This window comes from Stenotrophomonas sp. STEN022, assembly GCF_056760155.1.
The window spans coordinates 1-12,938 of sequence record NZ_JBRREG010000035.1 but is presented as its reverse complement, the minus strand read 5'-3'; the positions used below and the strand labels follow the sequence as shown (position 1 = coordinate 12,938).

10 protein-coding genes are annotated in these 12,938 nt (G+C 63.6%); 2 read left to right on the top strand and 8 right to left on the bottom strand.

The genetic code is table 11. From position 1 onward, the window contains the following. Positions 1–8 precede the first annotated feature (8 nt). Positions 9–638 (top strand): hypothetical protein, encoded by a 630-nt coding sequence (locus ACVOMF_RS09355; protein WP_481509038.1) that lies wholly within the window; start codon positions 9–11, stop codon positions 636–638. Positions 639–805: 167 nt separating this feature from the next. On the opposite strand, the gene ACVOMF_RS09350 is transcribed toward ACVOMF_RS09355, so the two are convergent. From ACVOMF_RS09350 to ACVOMF_RS09320, 7 genes are all read right to left on the bottom strand, one after another. Continuing rightward, on the bottom strand, positions 806–2,080 hold the full coding sequence (locus ACVOMF_RS09350) for a citrate synthase (RefSeq protein ID WP_481509037.1): 1,275 nt from the start codon (positions 2,078–2,080) through the stop codon (positions 806–808). Positions 2,081–2,358: 278 nt separating this feature from the next. Further along, positions 2,359–2,601: a type B 50S ribosomal protein L31 gene (locus ACVOMF_RS09345; protein WP_054657059.1), complete on the bottom strand. Its 243-nt coding sequence runs from the start codon at positions 2,599–2,601 to the stop codon at positions 2,359–2,361. Between the two features lie 97 nt (positions 2,602–2,698). Then, positions 2,699–3,637, bottom strand: coding sequence for a nucleoside hydrolase (locus ACVOMF_RS09340; RefSeq protein ID WP_481509036.1), 939 nt, complete (start codon positions 3,635–3,637; stop codon positions 2,699–2,701). Positions 3,638–3,702: 65 nt separating this feature from the next. Then, a complete protein-coding gene (gene recG / locus ACVOMF_RS09335; protein ID WP_481509035.1) occupies positions 3,703–5,832 on the bottom strand; it encodes an ATP-dependent DNA helicase RecG in 2,130 nt (709 codons plus the stop codon). Between the two features lie 187 nt (positions 5,833–6,019). Beyond that, positions 6,020–8,470 carry a TonB-dependent receptor gene (locus ACVOMF_RS09330; protein ID WP_481509034.1) on the bottom strand — a complete coding sequence of 817 codons (2,451 nt, stop codon included), beginning with the start codon at positions 8,468–8,470 and terminating at the stop codon, positions 6,020–6,022. Between the two features lie 36 nt (positions 8,471–8,506). Next, positions 8,507–9,694, bottom strand: coding sequence for an SO2930 family diheme c-type cytochrome (locus ACVOMF_RS09325; RefSeq protein ID WP_481509033.1), 1,188 nt, complete (start codon positions 9,692–9,694; stop codon positions 8,507–8,509). Between the two features lie 9 nt (positions 9,695–9,703). Next, positions 9,704–10,939, bottom strand: a complete 1,236-nt coding sequence (locus ACVOMF_RS09320; RefSeq protein WP_481509032.1) for a parallel beta-helix domain-containing protein — start codon at positions 10,937–10,939, stop codon at positions 9,704–9,706. A 117-nt stretch (positions 10,940–11,056) separates the two neighbouring features. On the opposite strand from ACVOMF_RS09320, the gene ACVOMF_RS09315 reads away from it, so the two are divergent. Then, positions 11,057–12,094, top strand: coding sequence for an AraC family transcriptional regulator (locus ACVOMF_RS09315; RefSeq protein WP_481509031.1), 1,038 nt, complete (start codon positions 11,057–11,059; stop codon positions 12,092–12,094). 56 nt (positions 12,095–12,150) lie between these two features. Here the strand turns inward: ACVOMF_RS09315 and ACVOMF_RS09310 are convergent, their stop codons facing one another. After that, positions 12,151–12,534: a RidA family protein gene (locus ACVOMF_RS09310; RefSeq protein WP_057629049.1), complete on the bottom strand. Its 384-nt coding sequence runs from the start codon at positions 12,532–12,534 to the stop codon at positions 12,151–12,153. Between the last annotated feature and the right edge of the window lie 404 nt (positions 12,535–12,938).

Sequence of the window (12,938 nt, the reverse complement as noted above, 5' to 3'; positions counted from 1 at the left end):
GGAAGCCGATGCCGTCATCGCCACCGCAATCCCCCCTCCGCAACACCCGCGAGCGGCAACTGATCGCGCAGGAGGCGGCTCGCTTGATCGCCGAAAGCGGCATTCATGATCTTGAGCACGCGCGCCGCAAAGCCGCGGCAAAACTTGGCATCGCCGGCGAAGCCTTGTGGCCACGCCTGAGCGAGATCGAGCAGGCATTGCGCGAGCATCAGCTGCTGTTCGCCTCCAGCAGCCAACCCGGCGCGCTGCACGAGCGTCGCGAATCAGCATTGCAGGCCATGCAGTTCCTGCAGTCCTTCCAACCACGCCTGACCGGCGCAGTGCTGAGCGGGCTGGCCACCGGCGACAGCCCGGTCATCCTTCACCTGCATTGCGATGACCCTGATGCCGTGCAGCGCTTTCTGCACGAACAGCGCATTCCTGTCGAAGCGCGCACCTGGTCACTACGCTTGGCAGGACAGTCGTCCAAACAGCACTATCCAGGCTGCGAGTTCGCTGCCGATGGCATCGCCTTCGAGCTGGTGGTGCTGCCTGAAGACGCATTGCGGCAGCCGCCGGTTTCGGCCGACGACGGCAAGCCCCTGCCGCGCGCGACATTAGCGCAACTGAGGCAACTGCTGGCGCAAGAGCAGAGGTAGTGCCGAGCCATGCTCGGCAGAGGTATTCCCGGTGAGGTCCCTGCCGAGCATGGCTCGGCACTACCGGACATCCATCTGCACTTGCTTGAGTGACACACAACAAAAAAACCCCGCCGGAGCGGGGTTTTTTGTCGTGATGGAGGCGGCGCATCGCTGCGCCACTGCCATTACTTGTAGTCGCGCACGTCGTGGCCGGTGTAGACCTGGCGCGGACGGCCGATCTTCATTTCCGGATCAACCTGCTGTTCCAGCCAATGCGACACCCAACCAGCGGTGCGGCCCAGCGCGAACATGACCGTGAACATCTCGGTCGGGATGTTCAGCGCCTTGTAGATGATGCCGCTGTAGAAGTCGACGTTCGGGTACAGCTTGCGGGCAACGAAGTACTCGTCCTGCAGCGCAGCCTGCTCCAGCTTGACGGCAACGTCGAGCAGCGGATCCTGCACGCCGAGCTGACCCAGCACCTGCTTGGTCATCTCACCGATGACCTTGGCGCGCGGATCGAAGTTCTTGTAGACGCGGTGACCGAAGCCCATCAGGCGGAAGCCCGAGGTCTTGTCCTTGGCCTTGAGCACGGCGGACTCGACATTGTCAGCCGAACCGATCTCTTCCAGCATCTTCAGCACAGCTTCGTTGGCACCGCCGTGTGCCGGGCCCCACAGCGCGGTGACGCCAGCGGCGACCGATGCGTACGGGTTGGCGCCGGTGGAACCAACCAGACGCACGGTCGAGGTCGAGGCGTTCTGCTCGTGGTCGGCATGCAGGATGAACAGCAGGTCCAGCGCCTTGACCACGTCCTTGTTCAGATCGTACTTGCCATCAGCCGACTCGAAGGTCTGCTTCAGGAAGCGGCTGACGTAGTCCAGCGAGGTGTCCGGCTTGTTGGCCGGCAGGCCAGCGCCGTGGCGGTAGATCAGGGCCGACAGGGTCGGCACCTTGGCGATCAGACGCACGGCTGCCTGGCGGCGCTGTTCAGCGTCTTCCAGGTCCAGCGACGCGTGGTACTTGGCCGACAGCTGCGCGATCGAGGCAGCCAGGATCGCCATCGGATGCGCGTCCTTGGCGAAGCTACCGATCAAGGTGTTGATGGATTCATCAACGCCGGCTTCAGCGGTCAGTTCGGCTTCGAAAGCCTTCAGCTGGTCGGCGCTCGGACGATCGCCATTGATCAGCAGGTAGGCCACTTCGACGAAGCTGGACTTGGCAGCCAGCTGCTCGATCGGATAGCCGCGATACAACAGCACGCCGTTGTCGCCATCGATGTAGGTGATGGCCGACTTGCAGCTGGCGGTGGCGGTGTAGCCCGAGTCGTAGGTGAAGAGACCGGTTTCCTTGGTCAGCTTCGAGATATCGACACAGTTATTGCCCAGTACGGGTTTGACGACAGGCAGAACGACCGACTTTTCGCCGGCGTTGAGCGTGACCTGATCAAGATCGGACACAGTGTGCGCTCCTCAAGTGGAAGGCGCCTGTCCTGACGAAAGGGGTGCGGGCAGGCGCGTGAAGGAATTCCGCAGTTTTCCACTGCGGTTCCGACGATTATCGCACAGCAGCATTTGCAGTTTGCGAAGACAAAAGTCTTATAGCCGGAGTTTCCGCGCGACACAGCGTCGCACTGGCACAACCGCCCGATTCCGCAAGGGTTCAGCCGTACGACACGCAAGACAAAACAACGGCCGCGCAGGGCGCGGCCGTTGTCTGTGCAGCAACAACAGTTCGATTAGCGCGCGTAGCGCTTCTGGAACTTGTCGATGCGGCCGCTGGTATCGATAACCTTGTGCTTGCCCGTGTAGAACGGGTGCGAAGCCGAGGAAATTTCAACCTTGACGAGCGGATACTCTTCGCCGTCTTCCCACTTGACCGTTTCCTTGGAGGACATGGTCGAACGGGTCAGGAACTTGAAATCAGAGGTCACGTCGTGGAAAACGACGTTGTGGTAATCAGGATGGATATCGGCCTTCATGGGCTCGCACCGTGTGGGCTGGTGGTCAAGACGGCCATTATAAGCACGACTTGCCGCAACAGGCAAGTCGTGCTTACTGAAGCATTCCCCGGGGCCATTACTGGCCCAGCAGCGCCCCACGCACCTGGGCCTCGAAGCGAGCCTGGTCGTAGCCGATCAGTAGCGCCGTATTGTCCGCCACACCGGTCTGGCGGTTCCAGTCGACGATGGTGGCACCACGGGTACGGGTGCCGGTCAGTTCGATCGACAGCGGCCGTTGCTCAACCACCTTGCCGCCCTCCGGCTGCAGCGCCCAGGCCATCGCCAGCGCATCGGCGGCATACCAGCGCTCGCCGCGGCTGTCTTCCGACCACAGCCGGGTCTGGCGTGAGATCAGTTCGTAGAAACGCGCCTTGTCGGTATCTGCAGCGAGCCACTGTTCGACGTCGCGGTGCAGCAGACCGTGGGCGATGGTGGCCTCCCAGTCCGCGACTTCGATGAACGGGAACGAGGTGAAGACGATATGTGCCGATTCCGGATCGAAGGCGATATTGAACTCGGCGGCCGGGGTGATGTTGCCGTGGCCAGTGATCGCGCCGCCCATCACCACGAAGCGCTTCACGCGCTGCGGCAGACTGGGATCAAGCTTCAGCGCGAGCGCGATATTGGTCAGCGGACCCAGTGCGACCAGCAGCAATTCACCTGCATATTGGTGCGACAGGCGCAGGATCGCCAAGGCCGCGTGTTCGGCCTCCACCTTGCGTGCAGCCAACGGCAGATCGACGTCGCCAAAACCGTCGCGGCCATGCACGTGCGCAGCGTCTTCGGCCGGATATACCAGCGGATCGGCGGTACCCGCGAACACCGGCACGTCTTCACGGCCAGCCACTTCGCACAGCTTCAGCGCGTTGCGCACGGTGTATTCGAGGCCGACATTGCCCGCTGCCACTGTCAGCGCGACCACGTCGTGGCGCTCATCGGCAAAGGCCATCAGCAGTGCCAGCGCATCGTCCACGCCCGGATCAGTATCAATCAGCAACGGTATCTTCTTGCTCATCTTCTGCTTCACTTCTGGTTGGCCATGGAGTCTGTCACGGCCTCCATGACAGTGGAAGCACGCAATCAGGCCGATGCGTAGCGCACTGCACCGCCAATCCAGCGGTTGACGATGCGATCAGCCAATTCCGGCGCATCGCTGAGCAGGCGTTCGGCCAGATCGTGCACAGTCGGCAACAGGCCCGCATCACGGGCCAGATCAGCAACGCGGAATGCGGCCAGGCCGGTCTGGCGGGTGCCCAGCAGTTCGCCGGGACCGCGCAGCTCCAAGTCCTTCTCGGCGATCAGGAAGCCGTCGGACGTCAGCCGCATGGTTTCCAGGCGCTCACGTGCCATCGCCGACAGCGGCGCCTGGTACATCAGCACGCAGCTGGACGCCGTCGCACCACGACCGACGCGGCCGCGTAGCTGGTGCAGCTGGGCCAGGCCCAGGCGTTCAGCGTTCTCGATGATCATCAACGAGGCGTTGGGCACATCGACACCGACTTCAATCACCGTGGTGGCGACCAGCAGATCGGTCTCGGCCTGTTTGAAGGCGCGCATTGCCGCCTGTTTCTCCGCCGCCTTCATGCGGCCGTGGACCAGGCCGATGCGCAGTTCAGGTAGTTGCGCCGACAGCGTCTCGAAGGTGGTCTGCGCGGCCTGCGCATCCATGCGTGCATTGCCGGGGCCGGCATCTTCCTCGCTCTCTTCGATCAGCGTGCAGACCCAATACACCTGCCGGCCCTGCTGGCAGGCAATGCGGATGCGTTCCACCAGTTCCGGGCGACGCTCGGCGCTGATGGCGATGGTCTGCACCGGGGTACGCCCGGGCGGTAGTTCGTCGATGGCCGATACATCGAGGTCCGAATACGCGGCCATCGCCAAGGTGCGCGGAATCGGCGTGGCGGTCATCACCAGCTGATGCGGCACCACACCGGCGCTTGCGCCCTTGTCGCGCAGGGCAAGCCGCTGGTGCACACCAAAACGGTGCTGCTCGTCGACGATGGCCAGCGCCAGATCATTGAACACCACGCTATCCTGCATCAGCGCATGGGTGCCAACCACCACTTGTGCATGACCGCTGGACACATCTTCCAGCACCTTGGCGCGGGCCTTGCCGGTGACCTTGCCGGCCAACCAGGCCACCCGCACATCCAGCGGTTCCAGCCAACTGCGCAGATTGTTCAGGTGCTGCTCGGCCAGCAGCTCGGTCGGCGCGGCCAGCGCCACCTGTTTGCCGCGCTCCACTGCAAGCATCGCCGCCAACGCGGCGACCACGGTCTTGCCCGAGCCGACGTCGCCCTGCACCAACCGCAGCATTGGATGGGCGCGGGCCAGGTCCTTGCGGATCTCGTCGAATACGCGCTGCTGCGCGCCGGTCAGCTTGAACGGCAAGGAATCGCGCAGGGCTTTGACCAGGCCGTCGCGGCCACGCAGCGACGGCGCGCGATGTTGCTGCAGGGCGATGCGCTGGCGGCGCAGGCTGAGGTGGTGGGCCAGCAGTTCCTCCAGCGCCAAGCGGCGCTGCGCCGGGTGCGTACCCGCACCCAACGCGCCAATATCGGCATCGGCCGGCGGCCGGTGCATGGTCAGCATCGCTTCGCGCAAGGACGGCAGGCCCATGCCGGCGAGCAAGGCCGGCGGCAGCAGTTCCAAGGCGGCCGCATCAGGCAAACGATCCAGTGCTTGGCCGATCAACTTGCGCAAGCTGGCCGGGCCAATGCCCTCCACTGCCGGGTACACCGGGTCCAACACCGCGCCCAGCGCAGCGTCTTCGCCATCACCGAGCACGTGATAACTGGGATGCACGATCTCCAGCCCATTCTGACCCGCGCGCGGTGTGCCATAGGCGCGCAGACGGCGACCGACGGCGAACTGCGATACCTGCGCGGCGCGGAAGTGAAAGAAGCGCAGCACCAGGGTGGCGCCGGAATCGTCGCTGATCGCCACCCGCAACACCGGCCGGTAACGGAAGCCACGTTCCACTGCCTCTACCCTGCCCTCCACCTGCGCGGCCATGCCGGCCTTCAAGGCGCGGATCGGCAACAACGTGGTGCGGTCCTCGTAGCGCAGCGGCAGGTGCAGCCACAGGTCCTGCAAGCTGGTCAGGCCACGCGCTTCCAGCTTGGCTGCCACCCGTGGCCCGACCCCGGCCAGGCGGCTCAGTGGTTCGGTGGAAAGATCGAGGGTGGCGAGGTCACGGCGTGCAGACATTGCATAAGGATGCCGTCATGCGCTGCAAACAGAAACCCCGGCGTGGTTGGACGCCGGGGTTTCCTACTCCCCAAGTGTTGGTTTACTGCTGCTTTGTCGATTGGCGCCTTGGTGCTGACTGCTGGGTTTACCGGGGCTGCAGCCCCTCACCCCAACCCCTCTCCCGCGGGGAGAGGGGCTTCAAGCGTTAGAACTTCACGGTCATTTCCAGGCCGTAGGTGCGGGGGTCGGTGATGGTTGCGCCGACTACGCCCAGGGGATCGCGTCCGTAGGTGTTCAGGCCGCGGACGTACTGCTTGTCGAACACGTTGTTGGCGTACACCGCCCAGTTCCAGTGCTTCAGCGGCGAGGTCCAGCCGATGCGCACGTCGGTGCGCTGCTGTGATTCGCCGATGTTGAGCACCTTGCTGATGCCGCAGTCACCCTGCAGGTCGGAACCTGCGTTGCAGCGCTGCGCGCCACGGTAGGCGTGGCGCAGCGAGAAGCGCAGCTGGCCGTTGCCGCCAAGGTCGGCCACGTAAACCGCACCCGCCGAGGCGGTGAAGCGCGGTTCACCGGTCGGCGCACCGTCAAGATCCACACCTTCCGGTGTCATGTAATTCTTGTACTTGGAATCGATCCATTCGGCCGCCGCATCCAGGGTCAGACCATCGGTGACCTTCCAGCGCATGTCGAAGTCCACGCCAGTGGCCTGCAGGTCACTGGTGTCGAATACGTAGACAGGGATATCGACCGGATTGTTCGGATCCGGATCGATCAGGCGGATCGCCTGCCGGTTGTCGTACTGGTAGTGGAAGACAGAGACGTTGTAGGAGAAGCGATCGAAGCTCTGCTTCAGGCCGACTTCCAGGTTCCACACATCCTCGTTCTCGAACGCCGGACCGATCTGCAGCGCATTGAAACCACCGGCCTTGTAGCCCTTGGCCAGTGAGCCGAACACCATGGTGTCGTCGTTGAGGTGGTAATCGACGACGAAGCGCGGGCTCCAGTCACTCCAGCTCTTCTTGTCGCGCACCAGCTTGCCCTTGTTAACCATGGCTGGCGGATCAATGAAGGCCATGTCGAAGGTCAGCAGCTCGCGGGTGATCGGAATGCCCATGCCCGCCAGTGCCTGGAAGAAGCCCAGCGCCTCCAACGTGCCGAGCTTGGCTTCGAGGCCGGGCGCATTGCGCGGGGTGTTGAGCCAGGTGAAGTCCTTCTCGTCGCGGGTGTAACGCAGGCCGAAGGTCAGGTTGAGGCGATCGGTGGCCTTCCAGATCACATCACCGAAGGCGGCGTACGAGGTGGTGCCCAACGTGTTGCTGAAGCGCTCATTCCATTTCTCGCCGACCAGCGAAATCGGGATGCCGTTCATCTGCGCCAGCATCGAAGTGAAATTGAACAGGCTGCCATCGGGAATGCCGAGCTGATAGGCCACGCCCATGTTGCGGATGATGTTGTCCACCGCCTCGGTATTGGTGTTGACCTCGCTGGTCTGGCGCGCATCCTCGTTGAAGTAGCTGGCGCCGGCCACCCAATCGAAGCGTTCATTGCTGCCGGAGAACTTGAACTCCTGGTAGAAGGTCTCGTTGTTCTCGGTGTTCTTCGAGTCCACATACAGATCGAAGCGGTTGGTGCCGTCTTCCTCGGTGTGGTTGGTGGAGTCGTACTTGCGCCAGGAGCTGGTGGAGGTGAAATTGCCCCAGGACAGCGCGTGGTCGACGATCAGGCTGACGCCGTCGAAGGTGCGCCATTCGGCATTGTCGGCATCGCTGTAGGTCTTGATCTTGCGCGGGTCCAGATAGTCGTCCGGGTCCACCGGTACTGGCGGCCGCGCTGGATAGGCGGGCAACGGCACGATGCCGGTGGTGACGCGGCCGTTCTGGTCCAGGCTTTCGTGGTCCCAGGTGATGTAGGCGGTGGTGTTGTCACCGAAGCGGCTCTGCCAGGCCGCGCGGGTGGCCCAGACGTTCTCGCCACCCAGGTCCTTGCCGGTGGCGCCGTCCTGGAACCAGCCATCACTGGTGTTGATCAGTGCATTGAAGCGCAGCGCCGAGTTGTCACCGGTGGGGATGTTCCACATCGCATCGGCGTACTTCTTGCCGTAGTTGCCGACGCGCACGGTGGCGCGCGCCTCGGTCTGCGCCTGCGGGCGCCGGGTCACCAGCGAGATCGCACCGGCAGCGGTGTTGCGGCCGAACAAGGTGCCCTGCGGGCCCTTCAGCACTTCGATACGTTCCACATCGACGAAGGGCAGCAGCACACCACCACCACGCCCGCCGTAGACGCCGTCAACGAAGATGCCTACCGCCGGATCGGTACCGATGCCGAAGTCGTCGGTCTCCACGCCGCGCAGCCGGAACGATGGCTGGGTCGGCTGCACCGCGCTGATCACCAGTCCCGGCACCAGCGAGTCGATGTCGCCAAGATTCTCGGCGGCCACGTCGTTGAGCAGGTTCTGATCGACTACCTGCAATGCGATCGGCACATCCTGTATTTCCTGCTGCCGGCTCTGCGCGGTGACTGTGATGCGATCAAGCGTGGTGGCAGCATCCTCCGTCGCCGACTGTGCCATTGCCGGGGCAACTGTCCCCACTACCATCAGCCCGGCCAAGGCCCGCTGCAGTCCGACTACCAGATTCCGTTGCTTCACTCGCATCGCGTTCTCTCCCACGCAGTGAGGTGTATGCCGGCGTCAGACCGCCGGCGGGCCGGTGTTGCCGGGCTGGCCTTCGCCAGCCGTGTCGCAGTTTGTTTCCAGCGCGTTGATCCATTCCCGGATCAAGGTCACGCCTTCGCGGTGCACCACCGCCCGCCCAACCTCGGGCATCATCACCGCAGGGTCATCACTGTCCATGCGGTAGGCGATGATCGAGGCATCCGCATCGCCCGGCTGGATGTCGTAGCGGCGGTTGCCAGTGCCCTTGCCCGCTGCGATCGGCTGCTTGCACATGCCCAGCTTCAGGTGATCCCGAGTGGGTGCGTCCAGCCACAGGCCGGAGGTGATGGCCGGGCCGGTGCGGCTATGGCAATGGCCACAATTCACGTCCAGATAAGCACGTGCACGCGCCTCCAGCGGCGCGGCGGGATCAGTGGCATCGGCCGCGCGTGGCAGCTGTGCCGGTGCAGGCAGGTCTTTCAGATAGCCGAGTTTGACCAGATGCGCGAGCTGGTTGTCGTGGCCGCTGAGATAGTCGAAATCGCGATTGAGGTTGCGCGCCTTGGGGCCGATCGGCAGCAGCTTGCGCGAGCGGTTGTCGGTGATATGGCAACCACCGCACTGGTTCTGGTCCGGCACCTGGTAGGCAAGGGCTTCGCGCGAGCCATCGGCGGCAACCAGCTCCAGATCCACGCTGGCGCCGGTGCGTTGCAAGGTCGCCTCGGTCTGCTGCGGGTTCCAGACATAGGGCAAGGCCACCCAGCCTTCCTTGCGGTGGACCAGCAGCCGGGTCTCGATCAGACGCACCTTGGACAGGTCCAGGCTCTCCTCATGCAACGAGGACTGCGATGGCGGCGTACGCGCCACCGACGTTCCATCAGCAGCACCTGTGGCCGGCAGCGGATAGTAGAACGTCTTGCTGAGGATGGTGCCGACCGGGAAGTCGAAGGCGTGCTCCGGCTGGTAACCAGCGGCCTGGCCCTTGGGCATCCACACCGTGCGCAGCTTGTGCGCGTAATCGCTGAACAGCGGTGTGTTCAAGTCATACGGTACGACGCCTTCATTGAGTGTCAGTTTGCCATCGCGGATGCGCAGCACATGCCACTCATCCAGCGTCGCCGGCTGGCCCTGCTCGAAGAAATGCACCGCAGCCGGTTTGCCGCAGCCCACCAGCATCAGCAGGACACTCACCAGCACGATCACCCGCACCATCAGATTGCGCATGCCCAGGCCTCAACCACGCTTCAGATCGATGGCCGGCAAGCGCGGCAGATCGCATTCAAATGGTTTCGCATCCTTGCTCGGGTTCTTGTAACCGCCGGGACCATCGGCATTGATCACGCCGCTGACATTGCGCAGGCAGATCTGCGGACCGACTTTGACCCCATCGACCATGCGCTCCTTGTTGTAATAGCCATCCCACAGCACATCCGGAAAGTTGCCGGTCAAGCCATACATCGCCACTTTCAAGGCCTTCAGATCCAATCCGTCGGGTGAATCACCGCCGCCGGACAAGGTGTTGTTGTGGATGTAGATGCGTTCCGGATACGGATCGAAATTGGGCGAGGCGCTGCTGTCCTTGTAGCCGGTGGAATACACGCTGGAGACGATGATGTTGGTGGTGGCGTTGTCGCGCACCTCGTTGTCGAACACCTCGATGTCATCGTTGGAGTTGATGACGATGCCCGAACCGGCAGGCACGCTGGCCACCGGCGTGCCCTTGGCGCCGAAATTCTCATGGTTATTGGCGATGACCTTGTTGTTGAACACACGGATATTGCCGCCCTGCTGCGACAGGCCCGGCATGTTGAACACCAGGATGCCGCCGGTGTTGCCGGTGGCAACGTTGTCGTAGACGTCGGCGTTGCGGGTGTTCTCGACCTCGATGCCGGCCACGTTCTGCTCGGCACGGCTGTTGCGCACGATCACCCCGTCGGACTGGCCGACGTAGATCCCGGCGTCGGAGGCAGCGATGGAAATGGTGTTCTCGATCAGTACGTTTTTTGTCAGTACCGGGTAGATGCCATAGGCGCCGTTCTTGGTGCTGGGGCCGCCGGTCCACTGCACCTTTACCCCACGGATGGTGATGTTCTCCGACTCGCTGATCTTCAGCCCGTCGCCCTTGGAGTCCTCGATGGTGAGGTTCTCGATGGTGAAGTTGTCGCCATTGACCAGCAGCCCCTCGGCACCGGCCTTCTGCCCCTTGAAGCTGAGCACGGTCTGGTCCATGCCCGCGCCGCGGATGGTCACGCCGTCGGCGCGCAGGCTCAGGCTGCGCTCGAACTGGTGGCGGCCGGCCGGGATGTCGATTACGTCGCCAGGTTTGGCGTCGAGCAGGCGTTCCTGCAGCGTGGCCGCAAATGCCCCGTCGGCCGCAGCCACGCTTGGTGCCTGTTCGGCCTGCTTCTGGCAGCCGACGACCATGACGGCCAAGGTGGCGGAAACCGCCCAGGTAATGCTGCGCTGCATGACTTGCTCCCATACGGTGGCAGATGTTGGGCGCAGTCTGGCCTTCAGGCAGTGTTCACGCGAAGGGCAAGAACGGCATACTTGGGGGGGCAAAGCGGACAAGCTGGAGGGGCTTGAATGCATCGCAGGATCGGCGGCGGCGACCGCCTGAGCATCGCCAACGTTCCAACCAACATGCTCTGTGGCCTGTTGCTGCTGGCCGAGCAACGCGGCGTCAGCAGCGACAACTGGTTCAACGGGCTGCAGTTGAGCGCGGCGCAGCTGAACGATCCCAGTGCCCGCATTTCCTACCGGCAGGCAATCGAGGTGATACGCCGCGCCCTGCCAACCTTCCCCATCGACGGGGTCGGCCTGGCCATGGGCGGCAACCAGAACGGCGGCAACTTCGGCCTGCTCGGCCTGGCAATGAAAACGGCACGCACGTTTGGCGACGCGGTGCAGATAGGGCTGGATTACCAGCGCAATCTCGGCCCGCTGATGAGCCTGGCCCTGGAAGACGGCGGCAGCGACAGCCTGGCCATCGTCGCTAGCGCGCCGGATGAAGCCAACGACCTGCTGCAGTTCCTCTGCGAGGAGATGTTCTCCAGCATCGTGATGCTGGGCCGCGAACTGGCAGGCAACGAGTTCAGCCCACTGCGGCTGGAACTTGGCTACCCGGCACCGGCCTGCATCGGCCAGTACCAGGCCTTGTTCCGCTGTGAACTGCGCTTCAACCAGCCACGCCACGCCTTGGTATTGGACCAACGCTGGATGCAGCTGCCGTTTGCCAGCTACAACCCGGTGACCTCGCAGCAGGCGTTATCGATGTGCCACGCGCAACTGGCAACGCTGGCCTCGCGCGGCGAAACCACTGCTGCAGTCGAGCGCCAGCTGCGGCCACGGCTGCGTGACAACCCGCAGATGAGCGAAATCGCACTGGCCCTGCACCTGAGCGAGCGCACCCTGCGCAGGCAATTGGCCGACGAGGAAACCAGCTTCAGCGAGGTCCACGACCGCGTGCGCACCGAGCGCGCATTGGAACTGCTGCAGGACCCGGAGCTCGCTGTTGCCACGATCGGCAACCAGCTGGGCTTCAATGACGCGCGCGAGTTCCGCCGCGCCTTCAAGCGCTGGACCGGGCAGACCCCGAGCGGAACCCGTTTGCCGCCAAACTGAAATGCAGATGCCCGGTTTCCCGGGCATCTGCTTCACCACCGAATCCGCGCTGCGGATCAGTCGATGATCATGATCGCGTCGACTTCGAACGCGGCGCCCTTTGGCAGGCCCGACACTTCGATGGTCGAACGGGCCGGGAACGGGGCCTGGAAGTACTCCTGCATGACCGCATTGACCTTGGCGAACTCGCCCAGGTCGGTCAGGTACAGGCCAAGGCGCACCATCTTGTCCAGCGAACCACCGGCTTCCTCGGCCACGGCCTTGAGGTTGTCGAAGGCGCGACGGGCCTGCGCGGTGACGTCGCCAGCGACGATTTCACCGGTCGCCGGGTCCAGCGGAATCTGGCCGGAGAAATACACGGTGTTGCCGGCGCGCACCGCCTGCGAGTACGGGCCGATGGCGGCCGGGGCGTTGGCGGTGTTGATGATCTGGCGGGACATGGACAGCTCCAGTCTGGAAAAAGGTTGGCCATTGTAGCGTCGCCAGCTTGGCGGGCAGCTGACCGGGCTGGGCTGGCCTTGATCAAAATATCACCAGCAACTCGAAAGCCCAGCAGCACAAGGCCTGCCGAGGTTTATCCACAGCTTGTAGGCACCACAGGGCACAGCCTTTGTGGATAGCCGCATGCAGGTAGAGCCGAGCCATGCTCGGCTGGGGCTTTCCACGCAAACCCGATGTGATCTTGTGGGAGCGGCGTCAGCCGCGAAGCTACCGATCCACCCGACTGGCAGACATGAGCATCGATTCATTGCTGCCAGTTTCGCGGCGGGCGCCGCGACCCCCAATGCCAGGGGCGGTTCGGGTGGGCCCCCGCCCCAAATGGCTCGGGGCGAACGGGGCGGGA